Origin of the sequence: Mesorhizobium sp. LSHC412B00 (genome assembly GCF_000503035.1) — a bacterium.
Taxonomy (GTDB): Bacteria; Pseudomonadota; Alphaproteobacteria; order Rhizobiales; family Rhizobiaceae; genus Mesorhizobium.
In genome coordinates this window covers 119,985-145,880 of sequence record NZ_AYWB01000001.1, presented here as the reverse complement: position 1 = coordinate 145,880, position 25,896 = coordinate 119,985, and the positions used below count along the sequence as shown (strand labels likewise).

The 25,896-nt window shown below is 63.5% G+C and carries 21 protein-coding genes; 5 read left to right on the top strand and 16 right to left on the bottom strand.

Going from position 1 to position 25,896, the window contains the following annotated elements; genetic code table 11:
• Positions 1-45 precede the first annotated feature (45 nt).
• The 7 genes from X757_RS163790 to hutI all read right to left on the bottom strand — a co-directional run bounded on the left by X757_RS163790 (position 46) and on the right by hutI (position 16,929).
• Positions 46-1,818 carry a glucan ABC transporter ATP-binding protein/ permease gene (locus X757_RS163790; protein WP_023672897.1) on the bottom strand — a complete coding sequence of 591 codons (1,773 nt, stop codon included), beginning with the start codon at positions 1,816-1,818 and terminating at the stop codon, positions 46-48.
• Between the two features lie 343 nt (positions 1,819-2,161).
• Positions 2,162-10,741 carry a GH36-type glycosyl hydrolase domain-containing protein gene (locus X757_RS163795; protein WP_023724869.1) on the bottom strand — a complete coding sequence of 2,860 codons (8,580 nt, stop codon included), beginning with the start codon at positions 10,739-10,741 and terminating at the stop codon, positions 2,162-2,164.
• Between the two features lie 289 nt (positions 10,742-11,030).
• Positions 11,031-11,633 (bottom strand): HutD family protein, encoded by a 603-nt coding sequence (locus tag X757_RS163800; protein ID WP_023724868.1) that lies wholly within the window; start codon positions 11,631-11,633, stop codon positions 11,031-11,033.
• A 12-nt stretch (positions 11,634-11,645) separates the two neighbouring features.
• Entirely contained in the window at positions 11,646-13,319 is a 1,674-nt protein-coding gene (hutU, locus tag X757_RS163805; protein ID WP_023702298.1) for a urocanate hydratase, read from the bottom strand.
• 25 nt (positions 13,320-13,344) lie between these two features.
• Positions 13,345-14,157 carry an N-formylglutamate deformylase gene (gene hutG / locus X757_RS163810; RefSeq protein WP_023724866.1) on the bottom strand — a complete coding sequence of 271 codons (813 nt, stop codon included), beginning with the start codon at positions 14,155-14,157 and terminating at the stop codon, positions 13,345-13,347.
• Position 14,158: 1 nt separating this feature from the next.
• A complete protein-coding gene (gene hutH / locus X757_RS163815; protein ID WP_023724865.1) occupies positions 14,159-15,697 on the bottom strand; it encodes a histidine ammonia-lyase in 1,539 nt (512 codons plus the stop codon).
• Positions 15,694-16,929, bottom strand: a complete 1,236-nt coding sequence (gene hutI, locus X757_RS163820) for an imidazolonepropionase (protein WP_023724864.1) — start codon at positions 16,927-16,929, stop codon at positions 15,694-15,696. The genes hutH and hutI overlap by 4 nt, the downstream gene beginning before the upstream one ends.
• A gap of 88 nt (positions 16,930-17,017) precedes the next feature.
• Here hutI and X757_RS163825 point away from each other — a divergent pair, with 88 nt between their 5' ends.
• A complete protein-coding gene (locus tag X757_RS163825) occupies positions 17,018-18,370 on the top strand; it encodes a formimidoylglutamate deiminase (RefSeq protein ID WP_023724863.1) in 1,353 nt (450 codons plus the stop codon).
• Positions 18,367-19,107 carry a histidine utilization repressor gene (hutC, locus tag X757_RS163830; protein ID WP_023724862.1) on the top strand — a complete coding sequence of 247 codons (741 nt, stop codon included), beginning with the start codon at positions 18,367-18,369 and terminating at the stop codon, positions 19,105-19,107. Before X757_RS163825 ends, hutC begins: the two co-directional genes overlap by 4 nt.
• Before the next feature lie 122 nt (positions 19,108-19,229).
• On the opposite strand, the gene X757_RS163835 is transcribed toward hutC, so the two are convergent.
• The gene (locus tag X757_RS163835) at positions 19,230-19,574 is read right to left on the bottom strand and encodes a RidA family protein (protein ID WP_023682919.1); all 345 of its coding nucleotides are present in this window, start codon (positions 19,572-19,574) and stop codon (positions 19,230-19,232) included.
• A gap of 206 nt (positions 19,575-19,780) precedes the next feature.
• Between X757_RS163835 and X757_RS163840 the strand changes: the two genes are divergently transcribed.
• Positions 19,781-20,119 carry a TIGR01244 family sulfur transferase gene (locus tag X757_RS163840; RefSeq protein ID WP_023672907.1) on the top strand — a complete coding sequence of 113 codons (339 nt, stop codon included), beginning with the start codon at positions 19,781-19,783 and terminating at the stop codon, positions 20,117-20,119.
• A gap of 9 nt (positions 20,120-20,128) precedes the next feature.
• On the opposite strand, the gene X757_RS163845 is transcribed toward X757_RS163840, so the two are convergent.
• Together X757_RS163845 and X757_RS163850 are read right to left on the bottom strand one after the other, a co-directional pair.
• Positions 20,129-20,485, bottom strand: coding sequence for a hypothetical protein (locus tag X757_RS163845; protein ID WP_031250958.1), 357 nt, complete (start codon positions 20,483-20,485; stop codon positions 20,129-20,131).
• A 65-nt stretch (positions 20,486-20,550) separates the two neighbouring features.
• Entirely contained in the window at positions 20,551-21,018 is a 468-nt protein-coding gene (locus tag X757_RS163850; protein ID WP_023694411.1) for an Lrp/AsnC family transcriptional regulator, read from the bottom strand.
• 139 nt (positions 21,019-21,157) lie between these two features.
• Between X757_RS163850 and hppD the strand changes: the two genes are divergently transcribed.
• The gene (hppD, locus tag X757_RS163855; RefSeq protein WP_023724860.1) at positions 21,158-22,273 is read left to right on the top strand and encodes a 4-hydroxyphenylpyruvate dioxygenase; all 1,116 of its coding nucleotides are present in this window, start codon (positions 21,158-21,160) and stop codon (positions 22,271-22,273) included.
• Between the two features lie 3 nt (positions 22,274-22,276).
• The gene (locus X757_RS163860) at positions 22,277-22,501 is read left to right on the top strand and encodes a type II toxin-antitoxin system Phd/YefM family antitoxin (RefSeq protein WP_023724859.1); all 225 of its coding nucleotides are present in this window, start codon (positions 22,277-22,279) and stop codon (positions 22,499-22,501) included.
• 3 nt (positions 22,502-22,504) lie between these two features.
• On the opposite strand, the gene X757_RS163865 is transcribed toward X757_RS163860, so the two are convergent.
• From X757_RS163865 to X757_RS163890, 6 genes are read right to left on the bottom strand one after another with little or no spacing between them, the layout of a single operon-like run.
• Positions 22,505-23,041, bottom strand: a complete 537-nt coding sequence (locus X757_RS163865; RefSeq protein WP_023724858.1) for a DinB family protein — start codon at positions 23,039-23,041, stop codon at positions 22,505-22,507.
• A gap of 1 nt (position 23,042) precedes the next feature.
• On the bottom strand, positions 23,043-23,345 hold the full coding sequence (locus tag X757_RS163870; RefSeq protein WP_023724857.1) for a hypothetical protein: 303 nt from the start codon (positions 23,343-23,345) through the stop codon (positions 23,043-23,045).
• Positions 23,346-23,642 (bottom strand): hypothetical protein, encoded by a 297-nt coding sequence (locus X757_RS163875; RefSeq protein WP_023724856.1) that lies wholly within the window; start codon positions 23,640-23,642, stop codon positions 23,346-23,348.
• A gap of 14 nt (positions 23,643-23,656) precedes the next feature.
• Positions 23,657-24,670 (bottom strand): fumarylacetoacetate hydrolase family protein, encoded by a 1,014-nt coding sequence (locus X757_RS163880; protein ID WP_023724855.1) that lies wholly within the window; start codon positions 24,668-24,670, stop codon positions 23,657-23,659.
• 15 nt (positions 24,671-24,685) lie between these two features.
• Entirely contained in the window at positions 24,686-25,030 is a 345-nt protein-coding gene (locus X757_RS163885) for a hypothetical protein (protein WP_023713593.1), read from the bottom strand.
• A complete protein-coding gene (locus X757_RS163890; protein WP_023724854.1) occupies positions 25,027-25,890 on the bottom strand; it encodes an MBL fold metallo-hydrolase in 864 nt (287 codons plus the stop codon). The genes X757_RS163885 and X757_RS163890 overlap by 4 nt, the downstream gene beginning before the upstream one ends.
• Positions 25,891-25,896: the final 6 nt, after the last annotated feature.

The window sequence follows — 25,896 nt, the reverse complement described above, 5'->3', positions numbered from 1 at the left end:
CGACCCTACGGGTCCGACCTCCCCACAAGGGGGAGGTAAAAAAGCCTACGCCGCTTCGATATTCACCGTGCGGCTGAGACGGCGGACTTCCTCGTCGTTGAGCAGGCCGCCGGCGCGCAACAGGCTGGCGAAACGGCCATTGCGCAGCGACAGTTCGGCGAAGCCGCCCATCTCGACCACCTTGCCCTTGTCCATGAACACGACCAGGTCGGCGTCGCGGACGGTGGTCAGGCGGTGGGCGATGATGAAGGTGGTGCGGTTGCGCCTCAGTTCGTCGATGGCTTCCTTGACGCGGTCCTCGGTCTCGACATCGAGCGCGCTGGTCGCCTCGTCGAGCACCAGGATCGGTGCGTCCTTGAGCACGGCGCGAGCAATGGCGATGCGCTGACGCTCGCCGCCCGAAAGCTGGCCGCCGCGCTCGCCAACGACGGTGTCGTAGCCGGCGCTCTTGGCAAGGATGAAATCCTGCGCGGCAGCCGCATTGGCGGCGGCGTGAACCTCGTCATAAGTCGCCTCGGCACGACCGACGCGGATGTTGTCCTCGATCGAGCGGTTGAGCAGGCCGGCATCCTGGAAGACGGTGGCGATCGAATGACGCAGCGACTTGCGGGTCACCGTGCGGGTGTCGATGCCGTCGATCAGGATACGGCCATGAGACGGCGAGAAGACGCGCTGCAAGAGGTTGATCAGCGTCGTCTTGCCGGCGCCGGTCGGGCCGACGATGGCAACCGTCTGCCCGGCCTGGACCTCGAAGGAGACGTCGTCGACGCCCTGCCGCGAATTGGCAAACTCGAAGCCGACATTCTCGAAGCGGACATGGCCGGTGACGTTGGTGAGGTCGCGCAAGCCGTCCGGCTCGGCGGAGTCGGCGGCCGAATCCTCGAGGTGATAGAAGTCCTCGAGCTTGGCGCGGGCTTCGGAAATCTGGTTGGCGAAAGCCGACATCTGGTCGAGGCGGGCAATCAGCAGCGTGGCAAAGCCGGTGAAGGCGATGACGTCGCCGATCTTGAGCTGGCCATGGGTGACCAGATAGGCCCCGATCAAAAGCACAACCATCATCGAAATGGTCGACGACAGGCGGTGCAGCGCATTGGCCATCGCCCACCAGTCGAGCACCGGGTTCTGCGCGTCGAGCAGGTTCTTGACATAGCGGCGCAGCGTATCGGCCTCGTGGCCGAGACGGTTGTAGCTCTGCAGCACGGCGACATTGCTGACCGAGTCGGTCACATGCGCGAACACCTGATGGTAGTGGCGCTCGACCGCGGCCTGGCCCGCCTTGGTGCGCTTCATCACAAGCCGGCCGATGCCGACATAGAGAACGCCCAGCGCCATCAGCACCAGCGACATGCGAAGATCCATGCTTATAGCGGTCGGAATCAGCAGAGCCAGCGCAACCGCCGTCGACAGATGCTGGCGCATGAATTCAAGCCACAGGCTGAACAGCGTCTCGACGGCGCGCAGCAGCGTGTGCAGCGCGTTGGAGGTGCCGCGCTGGTGGTGCCAGGCGAGCGGCATGGTGATCACGCGCTCGAACGACTGGCACAGCACCTCGCTGCGACGCTTGTGGGCAAAACGGTCGGCGCCGCGCGCCACCAGCACGAAGGCGACGATGTTAAAGGCGCCGAGACCGGCCCACAGCGCGAGCGTCGAAAACACCGAACCCTTATCGGAGATGGCGTCGATCACCCGGCCGAACATGATCGGCTCGAGGATGGCGATAATGGCGAGCGCGACATTCGCACCGCAGATAAACGCAACGCGCTTCCTGTCGGCTGCGAGATAACCCAGCGCTCTCCAGTAGATTTGCAGAAGTGACACTTCAGCTACTCCGCCCAAAACATTATTGTGCACCGCACCATTTCTTGACACGTACCGGTTAACGGGTCGCAAAACAATGCCCGTCTACCTCTTCCGTTCCCATTCTGCGAACAAAAGATGACGACGTTGCGAAATCTGCCGTGATCACCTAACGGTTTGAGATAAAAGGTGAAATGTCAGTCTTGCGGCAAAATCATGGCAGCAGCTGGCGCTGCCACATTTTTAGTCACTGCACGCTTGGACCGCCGTTATTGGGAAGGCACGCCGTTCTGCGCCAGGAGCATGCCGAAGTAGAAAACGCGCGCCTCGAAAGGCGCGCGTCAATAACCTGAAGCCTTTGATTTTACGCGGGTATCTTGACGACCACCTCGGTCTTGTCGCCGGCTTTCGGCTGAAAACCGGAAGACTTTGTCTTGGTTCCATTGACTTCGAGCGAGATGGATTTGGCCTTTTTGTCGCGGATGACGCGAACCTTGATCTCCGACCCCAGCATCTTCAGCGTGGCAGAATAGCCGTCCCAATGGCTGGGCAGTTTCGGCCGGAACGTGATCTGCTTGCCCCGCCGCTCAATGCCCAGAATTCCTTCGACCGCAGCACGGTAGAGCCATCCCGCTGAGCCCGTATACCAGGTCCAGCCGCCGCGACCGCCCTTGCCCTCACCGGAATAGATGTCGGCGGCGACGACGTACGGCTCGACGCGGTAATGCTCGGCCGATGCATCGTCGAGCGCATGGTTGACCGGGTTCAGCATCGAGAAGCAGCGATAGGCATCGTCGGTGCGGCCCATTTCAGCGAGCGCGATGACAAACCAGGTCGCCGCATGGGTGTACTGGCCGCCGTTCTCGCGCACGCCCGGCGGATAACTCTTGATGTAACCAGGGTCCTTTCTCGTGTTCTGGAAGGCCGGGGTAAACAGTTTGACGATCTTGAGCTTGTCGTCGACCAGCAGGTTCGTCGCCTGCTGCATCGCCGTGGTCGAGCGCGCGGGGTCGCCCTCGCCGGAGAGCACGCTCCACGACTGCGCGATGGAGTCGATCTTGCACTCGTCCGAATTATGCGAGCCAAGCGGCGTGCCGTCGTCGTAGCTGCCGCGGCGATACCACTGGCCGTCCCAGGCGGTGCTTTCCAGCGCCCGCTTCAGCACATCGGCGTGTCTTGTCCAGGCCTGCGCCCGCTTGGTGTCGCCCTGCCCCTTGGCCACGGTGGTAAAGTCGCCCAGCGTCTTCAAAAGGAACCAGCCGAGCCAGACACTCTCCCCCTTGCCGGCTTCGCCGACGCGGTTCATGCCGTCGTTCCAGTCGCCGCCGAGGATCAGCGGCAGCCCGGCCGGGCTGCTGCGCTTGACCGCAAGGTCGAGCGCGCGAGCGCAATGGTCGTAGAGCGAAGCGTTCGTCTTGGAGATTTCCGGCGTGAAGAAGGCGTCGTGCTCGCCCTCGCCCAGCACCTGCCCGTCGATGAAAGGCAGCTGCTCCTTCAGGATCCCTGTATCGCCGGTCACCTCGATGTAGCGATTGGTGGCATGCGCCAGCCAGACCACATCGTCGGAGATCATGGTGCGCACGCCGGCGTCGGTGCGCGGCAACCACCAATGCTGGACATCGCCTTCGGGGAACTGCCGGCGCGCCGCATTGAGGATCTGGTCGCGCGCCAGTTTCGGATCATGCGCAAGCAGGGCCAGCGTGTCCTGCAGCTGGTCGCGGAAGCCGAAGGCGCCGCTTGCCTGATAAAAGGCCGAGCGGGCGCGGATGCGGCAGGCCAGGCTCTGATAGGGCAGCCAGTGATTGACCATGGCGTCGAGCGCCTTGTCGGGCGTCTCGACCTGGATGGTGTCGAGGAAGCCGCGCCAGACGCGTTCATTGTCGGCCAGCCGCTGGTCGAAATCCTTGCCCGAATGGGTCTGCACCAACGCGCTCGCCTCGGCTGATGTGGCGGCGTCGCCAAGCAGCCAGACCAGCGTGACGTCGCCGCCGGCGGGGATGTCGACATCGCTGGCGACAGCTGCGCACGGATCGTCGCCGGCCTCGACGCGGCCCGACAGGCCGGCTCCGCTGACGACGGCGTGCGGGAAGGCGCTGGTGCCATGCCTGCCGATGAACTCGCCGCGATCGGCTGTCACCGAATGCACCGGACCAGTGGCGGCCAGGAAGGCCACCCGGTCGCCGAAATCGAGACCGTAGGGGTTTTGCGCCAGAAGCGCGCCAGTCGCTGGATCCCTGGACGGGATGATGGTCGCAGCCGTGCTCGAGCGATGGCTGCCGAGGACCCATTCGGCATAGGCATAGACGCGCAGCCGCGCCGGCGCCGAGCCTGAGTTCTGGATGCGCAGCCGCGTGATCTTCACTGGATCGACGGGATCGACGACGTGCGTCAGATCCATCGACAGCGGGCCGCGTTTGGACCGGAAGGTGGAGAAGCCCTGGCCGTGCCATGTCTCATAGGTCATCGAGGGATCGCGGACCACGGCAGCCAGCGGCGAGAATGCCTTGCCGCTGGCCTGATCGTAGATGTAGATGCCCTCGCCCGGCCGGTTGGTGACCGGATCATTCGACCATGGCGTCAGCTGGTAATCGCGGCTGTTGCGGCTCCAGGTGAAGGCAGCGCCTTCGGCCGAGACATGGAATCCGAACGAGGCGTTCGAGACGACGTTGATCCAGGGCTGCGGCGTCGAGCGCCGCCCGGCAAGGCGGGTGACATAGTGGCGGCCGTCGCCCTCGAAACCGCCAAAGCCGTTCCATTGGCTGAGGCCGCTGCCGTCGGCGCTGCTGTCGGACGCGGCATGGTATGCAGGCGCCGCCGGCACCGGCAGAGACGGCTCGCGCAGCGACGCGGGGGCCACCGGCTGCAGGGCATCGCGTGCTTGCAAGGCTGCCGCCTCGGCGCGTTCGATCTGGTCGAAGATGGTGCCGTTGCGCGTGTGCAGAACCACGCGGGCAACCGCCAGCAGCGTCTTGTACGTCGCCTCGTCCATCAGGTCGCGGCGCACGGCGAAGATGTGCTGGCGCGGCCCGAGTTCCTTGCCGCGCAGGCGGCTGTTTTCGCACAGCGTCTCGACCGCGCGCTGCAGGTCCTGGACATAGGACGATGCCTGCTCGTTGACGACCACGAAGTCGATCATCATGCCGCGGGCGCGCATATACTCCTGGAAGCGCAGCGCCTGGGCGACAATTTCGAGGTCGGCCACGTCGCCAATGCGGACCAGGAAGATCGGGAAATCGCCCGAAATGCTGGTCGGCCACAGGCTGGACTGCTTGCCCAGCCCCGAAGCGATGGATTCGCCGGGCAGGCGCAGGAACGGATCGGGATAGATCAGGAAACGCGCCAGCTTCTGCACATTGGCGGCGTCGGTCAGGCTCAGACCAAGATGGCGTGTCTGCACCTGCGAACGCGTCCAGGCAAGCATCGCCTGGCGGGCAAAACTTTCGGGATGGTCGAGCCTGGCGATGGCCTCGTCCAGTTCGGCGCGGTTGGCGCCGACGGCGGTCCAGAAGGTCAGCGATATCTTCTTGTTGGCCGGCACCCGCACCTGGCGGCGCAGGGCCGCTACCGGATCGAGGGTGAAGCCGTGGTGACCGCCAAGCTTGGCGCCGGGATCGAAGGCCGCCGCTTCCGCGATGGTACGGCCACGGCCGATGAAGGCACGGCGGTCGGTTTCGGCCTCGGCATCGCGCGCCGACCCGGACGGATCGGTGACGAAATGCACCATGGTGACGTCAGGCTCGTTCTTGTCGCGCTTGCGCCTGGTGGCAAAGATGGCGCCGTTATTGGCAGCGATCTCGGTCTCGATAAACATTTTCGAGAACGCAGGATGGGCATTGTCGGACGCTTCGTTGCCCAGCACCAGCTCGGCAAAGGAGGTCACCTCGATATGCCGGTCAGTGGCGCCGTCATTATAGAGCGTGACGCGCCGTCCCTCGCCATTGCCTTCCGAGATGACGATGCATTCGACCTCCGAACGCAGCGAGCCCACTGTTTTGACGAAGCTCGCCTTGTCGTCGGAAAACAGCGTCTGCACTCTCTCGCCGGTCGCCTGCTTCGGCTCCGCGGTGGCCGACCACCAGTCGCCGCTGCCGGCGTCGCGCAGGAAGATGTAGGAGCCGAGCCGGTCTTCGGTCGGGTCGGGCTGCCAACGGGTGACGGTGAGTTCGCCCCAGCGGCTGTAACCGGAACCGGTGGCCGAGACCATGACGGAGTAGCGGCCATTGGACATGACGCTGGTGGCGCGCAACGCCCTCAGCGGGTCGAGGATAATGCGCGAGTCCGGGCTCTCGACCTCGGTCTCGTCCTTCGAACGCTCGTCGGCTTCGGTCCTGACCGTGGCGGTCGGGATGTCGCGCGGCGCCCTCTCCTGCAGCAGGAGTTCGGCAGACTCGATCACCGGATCGCTGTGGAAGCGGTCGCGCAGCCGGCCCTCGAAGATGGCGTCGGCAACGGCGGCGATCGACATGCCAGAGTGATGCGCCATGTAGTTCAGGACAACGGCATGGTCGGTGCCTTCCGGCACGCGCTGCGGCGTGAAGTCGACGGCGTCGTAAAAGCCATGCCGGCCGAGCGCGCCGATGGAGCGCAGCCTGGCCAGATTCTGGACGGATTCGCGCGGTGTGAACTGCGCCGCGAGGATCGTGGCGTAAGGCGCGATCACCGTGTTCTGGCCAAGGCCGCGCTTGAGACCAAGTCCGGGCACGCCGAAATTGGTATACTGGTAGGTCAGTTCGCGGTCGCGGGCATTGTAGGCCGCTTCCGAAATACCCCAGGGCACGTTCTTCGAACGCGCGTACTGGATCTGGCGCTTGATGATCAGCTTGCTGGTCTGGTTGAGGATCGATCCCTGCGGCTCCTTCATCACCAAAGGCGGCATCAGATACTCGAACATCGAGCCCGACCAGGACATCAGCGCACCCTGGAAGCCGATCTCGACGATCGGCCTTCCAAGCCGGAACCAATGCTCCGTGGGCAGGTCACCCTTGGCGATGGCGAACAGGCTGGTCAGCCGCGCCTCGGAGGCGAGCAGATCGTAGCAGCTCTCATCGAGCTGATGCTCCTCGACCCGGTAGCCGATTGACAGCAGTTTGCGCTCCTGACGCATCAGGAAAGAGAAATCCATCTCGAAGGCATAGCGGCGGCAGCGTTCGCGCAGCGCCAGCAGCTTGGCGCGCAAGGCTTCGACGGCGTTTTCGTCGCTGTGCGAGTCATGCACATGCGCCTCGCAGGTCGCTTCCAGCCGTGCCGCCCAGTCGGCGATAATGTCGCTCCGCTGCGATCCGGCCTCGGTGTGGATGGCGGTGGCGAGCTTGCGGATCTCGCCGGCAAGCACGGCCAGGTTAATCGTGCGGATTGAGGCCATCTCCGGCTGCGCCTTGATGGTCATGACGGCGCGCCGCATGCCGTCGAGGCGGTCGGCCAGACGCTGGCGCAACGGCCGCAGTTGCCGGCGGTCGTCAGGCAATTCCTCGAGGCTCTCGTCGAGGATGCTCACCGTGTCGAGGACGCCTTCGAAATCGCCCTGCAGGTGAACGGACGGGGCTTCCGCCCACTCCGCACAGGCCGCCGCCACCGCGACCAGATGTCCGGCGAGATTGCCGCTGTCGACGGCCGAGATGTAAAGCGGATAGAGCGGCTTGAGCATCGTCGTGTCGTACCAGTTGAAGAGGTGGCCGCGGTTGCGCGGCATGCTCTCGATGGTCGTCATCGTGGCGTCGATGCGAGTGATGGCGTCGGAGAGCGCAATCCAGCCGAAATCGCGTGCCGACACCACCGACAGCAGGTAGACGCCGATATTGGTCGGCGACGTCCGCGGCGCTACAACCGGCGCCGGGCTTTCCTGGAAATTGTCGGGCGGCAGATTGTGGTGCTCGGCCGTGACGAAGGTTTCGAAATAATGCCAGGTGCGGCGCGCCACGGTGCGCAGCGCGTGGATGTCGGCCTGCGATATGCGCAGGCGGTCCTCGGTCTCGGCCGAGCGGCTGATCCAGCAGGCAACCGCCGGCGAACCGATCCAGAACAGAGCGAAGAAGAAGGCGACGAAGGCACCGGTGGAATCGGCCAGCACGGGGATGGCGAGACCGACGACGCCGATGATCACGGCGCCATACATCATGCTGTAATAGGAGCCGAGATCGTTGTCGCCGCCCTTGTGCGCCTGAGACGCGGTGCGCCATTCCAGCAGATTCTGGCGGCTGACGAACAGGCGGTACAGCGTGCGAACGATGGCGTCGCCCATCATCCAGGCATTGTGCGCCATCAACAGCACTTTCAGCGCCACAAGCGCCGTGCCGAAGACGGTGTCGTGCGCCAGCGCGGAGAAATGGCCGCGCGGCGTCTGGTCGCCGCTCTTGGGCAGGATGGCGTTGACGACATCGAAGGTCGGCGCCATGAACAGCGACAGGATCAGCAGCGCCTGCCACTGCGCGGCCTGCGTGAAGGGCAGCAGCGTCCAGCCGGCGATCGCCGCCATCACCCAGAAGATCGGGGTCAGCGAGCGGCGCAGATTGTCGACCATCTTCCAGCGCGACAGCGCCGGCACGCCGGACCGCGGCGAGACGATGAAGCGCAGCAGCTGCCAGTCGCCGCGCGCCCAGCGGTGGTGGCGCGAGGCGTCGACCGAGTAGCGGGTAGGATAGTCCTCGACCAGTTCGACATCGGTGACAAGTGCTGCGCGCGCCAACGCACCTTCGAGCAGATCGTGGCTGAGGACGGTGTTTTCCTCGATGCGGCCCTGCAGCGCCGCCTCGAAAGCGTCGACGTGATAAAGGCCCTTGCCGGTGAAGGAGCCGTCGCTGAAGACGTCCTGGTAGAGATCCGAGACGGCAAAGACGTAAGGATCGAGACCGCTGTTGGACGAGAAGACGCGCTGGAAGAAAGAAGCGTCGTCGCCGCTGGTGAGCGAGGCTGTGATGCGCGGCTGCAGAATGGTGTAGCCGGCGGTGACGACGCGCTTTGTCGCGTCGAAATGCGGGCGGTTGAGCGGATGGGCGAGCTTGCCGACCAGTGACGACACGGCGTCGCGCGTGGTGCGCGTGTCGGCGTCGAGCGTCATGACATAGACGACCTTTTCCGGCAGCGGCACGTCGAGCGGCAGGAAGGTGGTGTCGCTGTCGCCGCGCAAGAGAAGGTTCAGCTCATGCAGCTTGCCGCGCTTGCGCTCCCAGCCCATCCAGGCGCCCTGCGCCTGGTTGTAGAGCCGGCGGCGATGCAGGATATAGAAACGCGGCGCGCCTTCCGAGGGATAACGGGCATTGAGCCTGGCGATCTCGTCGCGCGCATATTGCAGGATCTCGATGTCGGCGGCGTCGATCTCGGTCTTGGAATCCGGCCAGTCGGACAGCAGCGCGAAATGGATTTCTTCGGCCGTGTTGGCGAGGTGATGCACCTCGATGTTGCGGATGTTTTCCTCGACATCATCGCGCGAGCCGATCAGCGACGGCACCACGACCAAGGTGCGTGATGCCGCCGGAATGCCGTGCTTGTAGTCATAGCCGACGAGCCGCGTCGGCTTCAGGAACAGTGAAACAACGGTGTTGAAGAAGGCGAGCGCGCCTTCGCTGGCAGGCACCGCAAACAGCGCCAGCATCAGCGTGATGGATTCCACCGACAGGCCGAGATGGGCAAGCGCATTGCCGGAGACAACCAGCAGCAGCACCGTCAGCAGGAAGACCGGCACAACGATGCCGAGCCAGCCCGTGGCGGTGAAGGCGCGCTTGAAGGTCACATGGAAGGGCGGCCGATAGCCGATAGCCTTTTCCAGATCCGGCCGGCGCGGGCCGACCAGGAAGAAGCCGACATCGGTATGCATGGCCGGATCGGCTGATGCATCCGGCACGCCGGAGGCATCGGTGACCCCGGGAACATGGCTGGCCAGCTCGATGGCCTTTTCGGCGACACGGAATTCGGACAGGTCGGAGCGGCGCGCCAGTTGCTCGATCGACGTGCGGTACTGGTCGCGCGAAAAGAAATCGAGCGCGGCGAAATCGGTGCGCTCGCGCAAGAGCGTGTCGATGCGGCTGACGCCCTCGAACCACACCGTCCAGTCGACGTCGTTGATGAGGCGCAGGCCGCGGATGATGTTGCCGGTGGTGACATTGCCGCTGGACAGCGTGCGATGCTCGGAAATGATGATTTCCTCGGCGTCGGAGCCGGTTTTTTCGAGCTCGACCTCCAGCCATTCCAGCGCCCTGCCGGCATTCTGCGAGCCGTCGCGCAGGCGGTAGAGCAACTGGGTGGCGAAGGTGGTGTCCTGCGCATGCGCGCCGTAGCCCGACAGGATCTTCCGGCGGTCTGCATTGTCGTCGGTCGCCAGCACGCGGTCGGCGACCTCGTTGGCGATATGGCGCATCTGCCTGGTGCGGTCGACGCGCACGGCGATGCGGCGCAGATTCTCGATCAAAACGAAGCGCAGCAGCGACGGCAGCGCCCAGAGCTCGCCGATCTTGAGCGGCTCGACCGACTGAAAACCCTCGACGATGGATTTGAACATGGTCGCCGAAACCGAACTGTCGGAATGGGCGACATAGCTCCAGGCCAGGGCCAGCGCGCGCGGCACCGCGGCGCGATCGGCCACTTCCAGGGTCGGCAACTGCCGGTAGAAACGGCGCGGCAGGTCGCGCTTGACCTGAAAAATGGTCTCCTCGACGAGATAATTGTTGTCGAGCAGCCATTGCGCGGCAGGCGTGATGGTTTCGCCCTTGGCCTGGGCGGCATTGGTCGAGCGGTAGACTTCGAGGATTTTCTTGGCGCTGTCGCGGATGCGGGCCTGGAAATCGAACGGCGTCAGGCCGAACAGGTCCTTGACGTCGCCCTTGGCGAGGCTTTCGCCCAGCGCGCGCAGCCGCTCTTCGGGCAGGAAATTGGAGCGTATCGGCTCTTCGGTGATGACCGGGAAGCCGGCGCTGGACTTTTCGATATGGGCAGGATTTGTCTGGATATTCATTGAAAATTCCGCATGGGGGACGCGATGCGGCGCCACCGCCACGGCAATGTCCCTAAAACCGATTCAAATGCAATTGGTTGCATGATTACAATGGCCGAAAGTTTTGCTTCGCACCACGCCAGAGGCGTTATCCCTTCGACATTTTAAGTGGGGCTTTCGACAACTCAAGGACGAGCACCCCTGCCCTCCCGTCCGCCTTGGAACGACGGAAGGATTCGGGCTTTTTCGTGATCCAGACAACAGCTTACGCCAGATTTCTCCGGCGTGCGATCATGTTTGGCAACAGGCGTTAATCGTTGTGCTGGCGGTGCGGCTGGCCCAGCCTGGCTATCCGGATGACGAACACGGTCGTCGGCCGTACCGGTTCAACCCGCAGTTTCGCGGCCTGCGGTCCGAGCAACAGTGTGTCGCGAGGTCCAAGGCGCGACGATGTCGCGCCGGTCACGCCGACCTCGCCGTCGAACGGCAGGATCAGGGTCATAGCGCTGGTCGGCCGAATATCGGTCGGAGCCGAAACCATCAGACGCTGGACCGAGTGCGTGGCCCGCGCGCGGCGGGTCATGACATTGAGGTCGGTGATCGGACCGGAGATCAGCGCGGCCGTGGTCGGCACATCGGCCGGGAAGGACAGCGGGGCGGAAGCCGCCGTCACTTCGGCCGGCCGCCGGCCAGCAATGTCGAGGACGATGCCCTCGCCTTCCAGCACGGCAAGCGTGCGGTCGACGCCGGCAAAGCCCGAGAACGGGCCGCTGCCCTCGACTCGCGCCATCGAAACGCGCCAGTCGAAATCGTCCAGGCCGGCGCCGTCCGGCGAGACGGCGATCTCGGTGGTCGTGCCGCCGCCATTCTTCCACGGCATGACGCGGTAGTCGGCGGCACGAAGGATACGCATCGTTTCAGCCAATCAGCCTAAAATACCGGGCAGATTGAGCTGGTGCTCCTTCGCGCACTCGATGGCGATGTCGTAGCCGGCATCGGCGTGGCGCATGACGCCTGTCGCCGGATCGTTCCACAACACGCGCTCCAAGCGCCTTGCTGCGTCCGGCGTGCCGTCGGCGACGATGACCATACCGGCATGCTGCGAGAAGCCCATGCCGACGCCACCGCCATGATGCAGCGACACCCATGTTGCGCCCGACGCGGTGTTGAGCAACGCATTGAGCAGCGGCCAGTCGGAGACGGCGTCGGAGCCGTCCTTCATCGCTTCCGTCTCGCGGTTCGGCGAAGCGACCGAGCCGGAATCGAGGTGATCGCGGCCGATGACGACGGGCGCCTTCAGTTCGCCCCTGGCCACCATTTCGTTGAAGGCGAGGCCCAGCCTGTGGCGGTCGCCGAGGCCGACCCAGCAGATGCGCGCCGGCAGGCCCTGGAAGGCGATGCGCTCACGTGCCATGTCCAGCCAGTTGTGCAGATGGGTGTTGCCGGGGGTGAGTTCGCGCACCTTGGCGTCCGTCTTGTAGATATCCTCGGGATCGCCCGAAAGAGCAGCCCAGCGGAACGGGCCGATGCCACGGCAGAACAGCGGCCTTATATAGGCCGGCACGAAACCCGGGAAGGCAAAGGCGTTCTCGAAGCCTTCGTCCTTGGCGACCTGGCGGATGTTGTTGCCATAGTCGAGCGTCGGCACGCCGGCATTCCAGAACGCGACCATCGCCTCGACATGCTCGCGCATTGAGGCGCGGGCGGCCTTCTCGACAGCCTTGGGATCGGAGACGCGCTTCTCGCGCCACTCAGCCATCGTCCAGCCCTTGGGCAGATAGCCGTTAATCGGGTCATGCGCCGAGGTCTGGTCGGTGACCATGTCGGGGCGGATGCCCCGCTTAAACATTTCCGGCACGATGTCGGCCGCATTGCCGAGCAGGCCGACCGACTTCGCCTCGCCGGCCTTGGTCCAGCGCTCGATCATTTCCATCGCTTCGTCGAGCGTCTCGGCCTTCTCGTCGACATAGCGGGTGCGCAGCCGGAAATCGATCGAGTCCGGATTGCATTCGATGGCGAGGCAGCAGGCGCCGGCCATGACGGCGGCAAGCGGCTGGGCGCCGCCCATGCCGCCGAGGCCGCCGGTCAGGATCCATTTGCCCGTAAGGTTGCCATTGTAGTGCTGGCGGCCGGCCTCGACGAAGGTCTCGTAGGTGCCCTGCACGATGCCTTGCGTGCCGATATAGATCCAGGAGCCGGCCGTCATCTGGCCGTACATCATCAGGCCTTTTTTATCGAGCTCGTTGAATTTATCCCAGGTCGCCCAATGCGGCACGATGTTGGAGTTGGCGATCAGCACGCGCGGCGCATCGGTGTGCGTCCGGAAGACGCCGACCGGCTTGCCGGACTGGACCAGCAGCGTCTCGTCTTCATTGAGGGTCTTCAACGAGGCGACGATGCTGTCGAAATCGTTCCAGGTCCGCGCGGCCCGGCCGATGCCGCCATAGACGACGAGCTCATTGGGGTTTTCGGCGACATCGGGATCGAGGTTGTTCATCAGCATGCGCAGCGGCGCTTCGGTCGTCCAGTATTTGGCGTTGAGCTTGTCGCCGCGGGGCGCGCGCACTTCGCGGATGTTGTGGCGAGGATTGTTCATCATTGTCCCTTTGGAGTAAGGTGGCGTCTCATCGCCCGGCCCAGTCAATGGCGGATTGGAGGATTTTCGTCAGTGTGGCGCGCATCGGCGCGGCGAACTCGGCATCATAAGGCACCGGCCAATTGTCCGGTTCGCCCTTGCCCTCGGGCTCGCGCAAATAGCCGCGATCGGCAAGTTCCATCTGCAGCGCATGGTAGCCGCCTTGCGGATTGCCGAAATAGCGGGTGATCCAGCCGCCCTTGAAACGACCGTTGATGACATTGCTTTCACCGCTCTCGGCCATGATCTGACCAACCAGCGCCTGCAGCGTAGGATCCGCGGTCTGGCCGTCATTGGTGCCGAGATTGAATACCGGCAGCGTGCCGTAGAACAGGCGCGGCAGCACCGACCGGATCGAGTGGCAATCGTAAATGACGACCTTCTCATGCAGGCCGCGCAGCCTGACGGCCTGGGCCGCCAGCATTTCATGGTAAGGCACGAAATACGCTATGCGGCGCTGGTCCATCTCCGACGGCGTCGGTTCCGCGCCGGGCAGATACAGCGGATCGCCGTCGAAGGTCTCGGTCGGGCATAGCGTCGTTGTCGTCTGCCCGGGATAGAGCGAGGCGCCGGAAGGATCGCGGTTGACGTCGATGACGGTGCGCGAGATCGACGTGTGCACGACAGTCGCGCCAAGGCCGGCGGCAAAATCGTAGAGATTGTCGATCCACCAGTCGCAATCGCGGCGGCCGAGCCAGGGCGAGACCAGCCGATTGTCGATGCCGGCGAGATCGATACCCGTGTGCGGGATGGACACCAACAGGGGTGCCGTGCCTTCCGTCACTGTCAGCCAGTCGGTCATGTCAGACTCCCGAGATCGAAGGCAGTGTCACTGCGCCGGCAGCCTTGATGGCAGCGCCGCTGCGCACCATGGCGATGGCCTTTTCCATATCGGGATGGAAATGTCGGTCGTTGTCGAGATGCGGCACTTCTGCGCGGACCAGTTTGCGCACGGCTTCAAGGGCCGCGCTCGACGCCAGCGGTGCATGGAAATCGCAGCCCTGCGCGGCGGCCAGGAGTTCGATGCCGATGACGGCTGTCGCATTCTCGACCATGCCGATCAGCCGGCGAGCGCCGTGTGCGGCCATCGATACATGGTCTTCCTGGTTGGCCGAGGTCGGGATGGAATCGACACTTGCCGGATAGGCCTTCTGCTTGTTTTCGGAAACGAGTGCCGCCGCCGTCACCTGCGGGATCATGAAGCCGGAGTTCAGGCCGGGCTTCGGCGTCAGGAAGGCCGGCATGCCGGACAGCGCGGGGTCTACCAGCATGGCGATGCGGCGCTCCGACAGCGAGCCGATCTCGCAGACGGCAAGCGCGATCATGTCGGCAGCGAAAGCCACCGGCTCGGCGTGGAAATTGCCGCCGGAGAGCGCTGTGTCGTCCTCGGCGAAAATCAGCGGATTGTCAGTGACGCCATTGGCCTCGGTGCCAAGCGTGTCGGCGGCCTGACGCAGCACACTGAGCGCGGCGCCCATCACCTGCGGCTGGCAGCGCAGGCAGTACGGATCCTGCACGCGCTCGTCGCCGACGCGGTGCGATTCACGAATGGCGCTGCCTGCCATCAGGTTGCGCAGCGCTTCCGCCGTCTCGATCTGGCCCGGGTGTTTTCTGAGGAGATGGATGCGCGGATCGAAGGGCGCGTCCGAACCCTTGGCGGCGTCGGTCGACAGCGCGCCGGCGACCAGCGCCGACTGGTAAAGCACTTCGGCCTCGAAGAGAGCGGCCAACGCATAGGCGGTGGAGAACTGCGTGCCGTTGAGCAGCGCCAGGCCTTCCTTGGCGCCAAGCGTCACCGGCTCCAGGCCGTGCGAGACGAAAGCGACCTTGGCCGGGAAGCGGCCATGCGGGGTAAAGCATTCGCCAACGCCGATCATCACTGCCGTCATGTGCGACAGCGGCGCGAGATCGCCGGAGGCGCCAACCGAGCCTTGCGCCGGCACGACGGGGATGACGTCGTTGGCCAGCATCGCTTCCAGCAACTCGATCGTTTGCGGCCGCACGCCCGACGCGCCCTGCGCCAGGCTGGCGAGCTTCAGCGCCATCATCAACCGAACCACAGCGACCGGCATCGGCTCGCCGACGCCGGCGGCATGCGACAAAACGATGTTGCGCTGCAAGGCCTCTAGATCCTCGGCCGGAATGCGGACGCTGGCCAGTTTGCCGAAGCCGGTATTGATACCATAGACCGGCTCGCCCTTGGCGACGATGCGGGCAACTGCCTCGGCGCTGGCCTTGATTTTTGGCCGGCAGGAGGCGTCGAGCTTCGGCACGGCGCCGCGATAGATAGCGCGCCAGTCGGCCAGCGTCGCATTGCCGGGCTTCAGGTTAAGTTCGGTCATTGTCCTCTCCAGATGCGGGCATGGAGCGGGTTGAAGCCCATGCGGTAGACGAGTTCGGCCGGACGCTCGATGTCCCAGATCGCCAGGTCGGCGGATTTTCCTGCCTCCAGCGTGCCGGTCTGGCCGAGCAATCCCAGCGCGCGGGCAGCCTCGCGAGTGGTGCCGGCCAGGCATTCCTCGACGGTCAGGCCGAAAAGCGTCGCGGCCATGTTCATGGTCAGCAACAGCGAGGTCAGCGGCGACGTCCCGGGATTGTTGTCGGTGGCGACCGCCATCTTGACGCCGTGCTGGCGAAACAGGCCGATCGGCGGCTTCCTGGTTTCGCGGATGAAATAGTAGGCGCCGGGTAGGATCGTCGCCACGGTGCCGGCCTTGGCCATGGCTGCGGCACCTGCTTCATCGGTGTATTCGAGATGGTCTGCCGACAGCGCACCATAACGGGCGGCGAGTTCGGCGCCATGCAAATTGGACAGCTGGTCGGCGTGGAGTTTGACCGGCAGGCCAAGCGCCTTGGCCTTGTCGAAGACGCGGGCAATCTGTTCCGGCGAAAAGGCAATGCCCTCGCAAAAGCCGTCTACGGCGTCAGCCAGGCCCTCGGCGGCGATTGCGGGGAGGATGGTGTTGGCGACGAGATCGACAAAAGCGTCCTTGTCGCCTTTTGCTTCCGGCGGCAGCGCATGCGCGCCGAGGAAGGTGGTGCGGACCGTGACCGGGCGTTGCTTGTCCAGTTGCCGCGCGGCGCGAAGCGACTTCCGTTCATTTCCGAGATCGAGCCCGTAACCCGACTTTACCTCTACCGTGGTGACGCCCTCGGCCATCAGCGCATCAAGGCGCGGGAGAGTCTGCGCAACCAGTTCGTCTTCGCTCGCGGCACGCAGGGATTTGACCGAGGAGACGATGCCGCCGCCGGCACGGGCGACTTCCTCATAGCTGGCGCCGGCCAGCCCCATCTCGAACTCGTTGGCACGGTTGCCGGCATGGATGAGATGGGTGTGGCAGTCGATCAGGCCGGGCGTAATCCAGCGGCCTTCGCAATCGGTAGTCTCGCTGCCCTGAGCCAACGCTGACGGCATCTCGGCTTCCGGACCGGCATAGACGATGACGCCGTCACGGGCGACGATCGCGCCCTTTTCGACGATGCCAAGTCCGGCAACGCCTTCGGCCATGGTTGCCAGGCGCGCATCACGCCAAAGCTGAAGGCCCCCTGCCCGGCTTTTGTCTTGTGCCGCCATCATCTTTTTCCGTTGCTTGGATGGCGATTATGTATATACATATTGAAACGCGCTGCAAGTGCATTGTTTATGGAATTCGGAGAAAAACGTGACGGCGATCTTTGCGGAACAGGCGCTGCTGACCGATGGCTGGCATGACAAGGTGCGGATCGTCGTCACGGACGGTCGCATCGCAACCGTCGAAGTCGGCACGTCGCCGCGGAGCGGTGACGAACGCCACGCCATTCTGGTCCCCGGCATGCCGAACCTGCACAGCCACGCCTTCCAGCGCGGCATGGCCGGGCTTGCCGAACTGCGCGGTCCCTCCGCCGACAGCTTCTGGAGCTGGCGCGAGGTGATGTACCGCTTCGCGCTGTCGATGACGCCGGATCAGGTCGAGGCGGTCGCCGCCCAGCTTTATGTCGAAATGCTGGAGGCCGGGTTCTCACGCGTTGGCGAGTTCCACTATCTCCATCACGATCGTGACGGAAAACCCTACGCCAACCTTGCCGAGATGGCCGAGCGCATTGCCGCTGCGGCTGGCGAGACCGGTATCGGCCTGACGCTGCTGCCGGTGTTTTATGCCCATTCTTCCTTCGGCGGCGCTGCGCCCAACGAAGGCCAGCGGCGATTCATCAACGATGTGAATCGGTTCGAACGCTTGCTTGAGAAAAGCCGCGAATCGGTTCGTGCGTTGAATCAGGCTGTCGTCGGCGTCGCCCCGCACAGCCTGCGCGCCGCGACGCCGGAGGAACTCAGCGCTGTTGCCGCCATTGCGCCGGACGGACCGATCCACATCCACGTCGCCGAGCAGGTGAAGGAGGTCGAGGATTGCCTGGCGTGGTCGGGTGCGCGACCGGTCGAATGGCTGCTCGCCAATGCCGGGATCGACAAGCGTTGGTGCCTGATCCACGCCACCCACATGACCGAGGCTGAGACAACCGGCATGGCCAGAAGCGGCGCCATTGCCGGGCTTTGCCCGATCACCGAGGCCAATCTCGGCGACGGCACCTTTTCAGCACCTCTGTTCATCGAACATGGCGGCCGCTTCGGCGTCGGCTCGGATTCCAACGTGCTGATCGGCCTGCCGGATGAATTGCGCCAGCTCGAATATTCGCAGCGCCTCGCACACCGCGCCCGCAATGTGCTGGCGGTGGCCGGCGGCTCGACCGGGCGGGCTCTGTTCGACGCCGCCCTCGATGGCGGCAGCACCGCACTCGGCGCCGGCCCGTCGCGGATCGCCGCCGGCGCCGCGGCTGATTTCGTCTCCCTCGACGAAAACCATCCTTCGCTGGCCGGAAAAAGTGGCGATGCGATCCTCGACGCCTGGATCTTTGCCAATGGCGGCAAGGTCGATTGCGTCTGGGTGCACGGAAAAAAACAAGTCAGCGGCGGCCGGCATGCAGCGCGTGAGACGATCGCCGAGCGCTTTCGCCATGTGATGACGGCGCTTTCGGCATGAGCATATCAGAGACAGCGGCGGTGGAAGGCGGCGGTTCGCTGCACCAGCGCATCCTGTCCGACATCAGCGAGAAAATAATGTCCGGCGCCTGGGCGCCGGGTCACCGCATCCCGTTCGAGCACGAGTTGACGGCCGAATACAATTGCTCGCGCATGACAGTGAACAAGGCGCTGTCGCAACTGGCCAAGGCCGGGCTGATAGAGCGCCGCCGCCGTTCGGGCAGCTTTGTCCGCCAGCCGCAGTCGCAGGCCGCGGTGCTGGAAATCCACGACATCAGGATCGAGGTTGAGTCGCTTGGCCTGGCTTATCGTTACGAGCGCTTGGCGCGGCAGAAAAGGCGCAGCAGCGCCGAGGATCGCGCCTTGCTGGAACTGGACGCAGCCGGACAGGTGCTGGCGCTTGAATGCCGGCATTTCGCCGGCAAGCGGCCATTCGCGCACGAACAGCGGCTGATCAATCTCGCCGCCGTCGCGGAAGCCGCCGAGGAGGAGTTTCTCGACATCGCCCCCGGCCCTTGGCTGATCGGCCGCGTGCCATGGAGCGAGGCAGAGCACCGTATCCGCGCGGTCGCGGCCGACAGACATATTGCCGAAGCGCTCGACATCGCAACCGGCGCGCCCTGCCTGGTGGTCGAGCGCCGAACCTGGAGCGCCGAGCACCCGGTGACGCAGGTGAGGTTCACTTATGCCGCGGAGAGCCACACGCTGGTGGCGCGGTTCAGGCCTTCGCAGGGGTAGCTCCTTTACCCTCCCCCTTGTGGGGAGGGTCGCTGCGAAGCAGCGGGGTGGGGGTCGGCGCCAGCCCCCCGCCCGGACCTTCGGTCCGACCTCCCCACAAGGGGGAGGTAGAAGGCTGCACTTTAAATCGCAGCCGTCACGATAATCTCGACCACATATTCCGGCCCTGCAAGCTTGGCCTCACCCGTGGCGCGGGCGGGCGTGTTGCCTTGCGGGACCCACTTGTCCCATTCCTTGTTCATCTCGGCGAAGGTGCCCATATCGGCCAGCCAGATGATCGCCTGCAGGATCTTGGTCTTGTCGGTGCCGGCCTTGGCCAGCAGTTCGTCGATAGATGCGAGGATCGACCTGGTCTGTTCGCCAACGCTGGCGCCGGGCGTTCCGACCTGGCCGGCGAGATAGACGGTGTTGCCGTGGATGACGATCTGGCTCATGCGCGGGCCAACATCGATGCGACGAATGCTCATGGGATGGTTCCTTCGTTTGTCGGTGCGCCTGTTTAGAGTCGCTGCCCGCTTCGGGCAAGGCCAACAGCGCGAAACCTCTTGAGCCTGGGTTGGATCTTGGGCCCCAAATGTCTATCTGCGCCGAGGGATTTCTTTCCGGCGCGGATTGCCGATCTCGTGTGAGAGTGGCAAGACTTTGCGCCAAACCAGATTGGAGGATGAGAGCCATGGAATATCGCGAAATCAGCGAGGACTATTCGGTCTCGGGCCAGATCCAGCCCGAAGATGCCGCCGCCATCAAGGAAGCCGGTTTCAAGAGCGTGATCTGCAACCGGCCGGATGACGAGCAGCCCGACCAGCCTTCGGCCGACAGCGTCAAGGCGGCGGTCGAAGCCGCGGGGCTGGCCTTCCGTTACATCCCGGTGATCAGCGGCCAGATCACGGCCGAGAATGTCGAAGATCAGGCCGAAGCGCTCGACGCGCTCGAAGGCCCGGTGTTTGCCTATTGCCGCTCCGGCGCGCGCTGCACCAATCTCTACGGGCTGATCCAGCAGTCCAAGGGCTGACCTGGGGAATCAGCGGCGTCTTCTGGCCATCAGTTCGCGCACGCCAAAGAAGATAGCGAAAACGGCGGTGGTCATGGCAATCTGACCAAGTGGGACAGTGTTGGCAACGAGCAAGACAAAGCCCACAAGACCGATCGGAACGCCGATAATGCACCACCAGCGGGATTTCGGATCTGTGAATATGCCTCGTACGAAGCCTCCAAGTGGAGATGCCGGAGGTGACCGGAAGGGATTGATGTAAAAGGGAATTTGGAACATTGCGTCGAAGCCCTTGGGATGGCGCGCGAAATAGATAAAACTACCTATTGTGTACAGCACTAGTCCAACACCAAAGAGAACAATAGCGACGAGCTGAAAACTGACCATCTTCCCCACAGCCTGAACTTTCCAAATGCAAATGAACGGTATCGAAGTGCCGATATCATATCCACTCAAATCGGCAGCGCGCCGGTTTCCTTCAACGTCTCCAGCACGATCGCTGTCTTTACATGCTGAACCGATTCATGTGGCAGCAGCACGCCGTTGACGAACTCCGACAATGATTTGAGATCGGGTGTCACCACTTTCAGGATGTAATCCATCTCGCCGGTCAACGCGTGCGCCTCCTGCACCTCCGGCAGCCGGGCCAGCAGTTCGCCAAAGCGCCTGGCATTGTCGCGGTTGTGGGTGGCGAGCGTCACCGAGATGACATTGACCAGCGAGAATCCAAGCTTGTCGCGGTCGAGCACGGCGCGATAGCCCTTGATGAAGCCGTCTTCCTCCAGCCGTTGGCGGCGGCGCGAGCATTGCGATGCCGACAGGTTCACGCGCTCCGAGAGATCGTTATTGGTGAGCCGCGCGTCGCCCTGCAAGAGAGCCATTATCTTGCGGTCAAATTGATCGATGCGCGCGTCATTCATCGATTCACCTCCAATCATGCATGAATTACGCACCAGATGATCATTTCAAGCGTTTGAATGCAAGCACCGTGCGGTCGCTTCGCACTATCATGCGTCATCTCGTGGTCCGATGCGGCCACCATCCGTTTGGAGGAATGCCATGGGTCCCTTCCCGCACGACGCCCCGCCCGCCAAGATCAGCAAGGAAAACCCCGCCGGCACCGACGGTTTCGAGTTCGTGGAGTTCGCGCACGCGGAGCCGCAGAAGCTCGCCGAACTGTTCACCCGCATGGGCTATATCGCGGTGGCCAAGCACCGCAGGAAAGACATCACCGTCTGGCGCCAGGGCGACATCAACTATGTCGTCAATGCCGAGCCCGGCTCGCATGCGATGAAATTCGTCGACAAGCACGGCCCCTGCGCCGCCTCGATGGCTTGGCGCGTGGTCGATGCAAAGCATGCGTTCGAGCATGCGGTATCGAAAGGCGCCACGCCCTACGACGGCAACGACAAGGCGCTCGACGTGCCGGCCATTGTCGGCATTGGCGGCTCGCTGCTCTATTTCATCGAAGCCTATGGCAAGAAGGGCTCGGCCTATGATGCCGAGTTCGAGTGGCTGGGCGAACGCGACCCGCGGCCGCAAGGCGTCGGCTTCTATTTCCTCGACCACCTCACCCACAATGTCTATCGCGGCCAGATGGACAAATGGTGGGACTTTTATCGCGAATTGTTCGGCTTCAAGCAGATCCATTTCTTCGACATCGACGGCAAGATCACCGGCCTCGTCAGCCGCGCCATCACCTCGCCCTGCGGCAAGATCCGTATCCCGCTGAACGAGTCCAAGGACGACACCAGCCAGATCGCCGAGTATCTGAAGAAGTACAATGGCGAAGGCATCCAGCATATCGCTGTCGGCACCGACGACATCTACGCCGCCACCGACAAGCTTGCCGACAACGGGCTGAAGTTCATGCCCGGTCCGCCGGAGACCTACTACGACATGTCGTACAACAGGGTGAACGGGCATGACGAGCCGATCGAGCGGATGAAGAAGCACGGCATCCTGATCGACGGCGAAGGCGTGGTCGACGGCGGCATGACCAAGATCCTGCTGCAGATATTCTCCAAAACCGTGATCGGCCCGATCTTCTTCGAATTCATCCAGAGGAAGGGCGACGAAGGTTTTGGCGAAGGCAATTTCCGCGCGCTGTTCGAGTCGATCGAGCAGGACCAGATCAAGCGCGGCGTGATCAAGGTCGATGGCAAGGCGGCGTGAACCGTGAACGTCTCCATAACCGAAGCAAAGGCCAAACTAACGGAACTCGTCGGCCGCGCGGAGGCCGGCGAGGAGATAGTCATCACTCGTCACGGCAAGATCGCGGCGCGGCTCGTGCCACCAGTTCGAGAAGACTTGTTGTCGCGCATAGGTGCCCTGAAGGGCAAGATTTGGATTTCTGACGATTTCGACAAACTCGGCCCTGAATGGAACGAGTACACCAGATAAAGGTCAGAGGCCCAACCGCTCGACCTCTTCCTTCCTCACCTTCAAATCATAATCGAGCAAAAACTCGTCCAGTTGCGGCGGCGCGACTGACGTGCCGGAGAGCATCGCGTGCACCTGGCCGCGATGATGGATGTCGTGCAGGAAGACATGGGCGAGAATGTCGCCGATCTTTTCGGGGATCATGCCGTCCTCGCGCCGGTCCGTGATGACCTGACGGTCGAGATCCGCCTCCGACAGCTTCTCGCAAAAGGCGATTAGGCGTCGATCTGCTGCGACCTGGGCGGCAAACAGCGCCTGCGGCACATCGAACGGCACGCAGTCGTCATAAGCGGCCGCACCGACGCCGCCTTCTTCGAGAAAATCGAGATAGAGATGATCGACCGCGAGGATGTGGTTGAGCGTCGCCTTGATCGACGGGAAGAAGCTTGTGCGCTCGGCTTCGAATTCGCCGGGCTTTAGCTGCAGCACGGCGCGATAGAGCCGGTCGTTCGACCAGAGATTGTTGCCGGCCATGCGGCTGAAGTGGGTGAGAATATCCATGTTATGCGCTTGGCCAACCGACCAAGTCCACCAACTTCAGAATGACGAGTATGGCAGCTATCCCCAGAAGACGAACGTTCATACCGCGGCGCAGTTCTTGCGTTCCTGCATCGCTTGCGACTTCCCGGTTCAAAGCGACGTACACAAGCCTCGGCAGGCGCGCCTCGCTGCTGAAATTACGCAGCCTTTCAGACCGATCCTCGACCTGCCGGCAGAGCCGAATTGCGAAATCAAAAGCCAGCCGGTTGCGACGCTGCAAAGCCCAAGAAACCAAAGATAAGAAGCGGTATAGGCCATCTGCCATTCACGCTCCCGTCGATCGCATCAGATACAAGCCTGCCGCCATCACCGCGAAGCCGGCGACAACAATCAGCAAAAGCCGGTTCATGCGCCGCCGCGTCGCCTGCGTCTCCTCGTCCCGCGCCACATTGGTGTTGGTGATGGTGTGGAACATCATCGCCTTGCGCGGGTAGCCGCTGCGGTTGGTCAGATCGGGCGAGCGCGCCTCGATGCGGTAGCTCAGCCGGATCGCCTGGATGAAGACCACCAGAATGGCCAACGCCCAGACGCCGGCCAGCAGGTAGAACGCCTCGCCCGTCATTGCATTGCCCCCTCTTATGCCTGGGACTTCTCGACCTTCTGCTCGATGGCGCCGAAGATCGAGTTTCCGCTTTTATTCTTCATCTCGATACGCACTGTATCGCCAAAGCGCAGGAACGGCGTCTTGGGCTCGCCAGACTCAATGGTCTCGATCATGCGCAGTTCAGCGATGCAGGAATAGCCGGCGCCGCCGGCCGCCACCGGTTTGCCCGGCCCGCCATCCAGCTTGTTGGAGACGGTGCCGGAGCCGATGATGGTGCCGGCAACCAGCGGCCGTGTCTTTGCGGCATGGGCAATCAGCGCCGGGAAGTCGAAGGTCATGTCGACGCCGGCATTGGCACGGCCGAACGGCTTGCCGTTGACGTCGGCGAGCAGAGGCAGGTTGACCTTGCCGCCATCCCAGGCGTCGCCGAGTTCGTCCGGCGTCACCGCCACCGGCGAAAAAGCCGAGGACGGCTTCGACTGGAAGAAGCCAAACCCCTTGGCGAGTTCGGGTCCGGTGAGCGCGCGCAGCGTCACATCATTGACCAGCATGACCAGCCGGATCGCAGCGCGCGCCTGGTCGAGGCTGGCGCCCATCGGCACATCGTCGACGACGACGGCGACCTCCGCCTCCATGTCGATGCCGAAGGCTTCGTCCGCCGCGCGGATCGGCTCGCGCGGCGCGGTAAAGGAATCCGAGCCACCCTGATAGATCAGCGGATCGGTCCAGAAGCTTGCCGGCATCTCGGCGCCGCGGGCTTTGCGCACCAGTTCGACATGGTTCACGTAGGCCGAACCATCGGCCCATTGATAGGCGCGTGGCAGCGGCGAATGGGCATCATGCTCATGGAAGCGTGCCGACGGCACCGCATTGTTCTCCAGCGATTCGGCGATGGTCGCCAGATGCGGCGAAATCCGTTGCCAGTCGTCGAGCGCGGCCTGCAGCGTGCGCGCCAGGAACGAGGCGTCGGTGAAGCGCGTCAGGTCGCGCGAGACGACGACGAGTTTTCCGTCGCGCGTCCCGTCCTTCAATGTGGCAAGCTTCATGCATCCTCCCAATGGTTATTCGTAATATTTGCCGGCGTAGATAATTCTCGCAGCGGCCTTCCAAGGATTTTCATCAGCCAGGAATGCCGGATCGCCACCCTGATTGTCTTCAGTCCAAGCGACAGCCCGCTCGAGAAAGGCGCTGATCGAGCCGTTTTCCCATCCATTCCAACCTGAAGAATAGGGTCCCGCCGGTTTCAATGCTTCTTTGCGGTCCGCATCCTCGCTATCTCGCCTCAGACCGTCGATGAACCCGATGAAAGACTGCAAATCCTGAACATCGTCGAGAAGCAATCGAAGGCTTTCCGAGGACCGCGCCTCGGATGCCCGCAGATCCTCCCAGTGTTGTTCATCCGTCACGTCTTTGCCTCCAGCCCCACAACAAAGCCGTCGCGGGCAATCGTCAAGTCACCTACCCACGATTTCCTGACAGCAACCTCCCAGTCGGCCCCGCCGATCTCGGGATCATCGGCCGGAATAAGGTGGTTGAGCACCAGCCTCTTCACCCCGGCATCGGTGGCGATGCGGCCGGCTTCCTCGGCAAATGAGTGGCTGGCGAGCAGATGCTCCTTCAGCCGCGCCCCGTTGCCGGTCCTGGCGACCAGCCTCTCGATGCCCTCGTCCAGCATGGCTTCATGGACGAGGATGTCGGCATTTTTGGCGAAGCCGGCGAGCGGCGGGAAGAAGGCGGTGTCGGATGAGAAGACGACGCTTTTACCGCCTTGCTCGAACCGCAGCGCGAAACAGTCGGTTACCGGTGGATGGTCGACGCGCAGTGCCGAGACCTTCAGGCCGCGTTGTGCGAAAACCTGGCCTTCGCCGAATTCAACGATCGAAACCAGTTCGCGGATGTCCGGCCTGCCTTCGTCGACGATTCGGATCTCGATGTCGAACTCCATCGCCTGGCAGAAGCGCCGCCAGTAATGCCCGGTGCCGGGCGGTCCGAACAACGTCACCGGATTGGCCAGACCGGCGGTCCAGGCGGTGTGGAGCAGCGCCCCCAGTTCCAGCACATGATCGGAATGCAGATGGGTGACGAAGATTAGGTCGAGCGCCTTCAGGCTGACGCCGGCATCGACCAGGCCACGCGTGACACCCAGCCCGCAATCGACGACGATGGTCCGCCCGCCCAGTTCCAGCAGCGACGAACTCGGCCACGGCCCGCCCGGCCGCAGCGCAGGGCCGCCCTTCGAGCCGAGAAGCACCAGCCGGTCGCTCATCGAGCT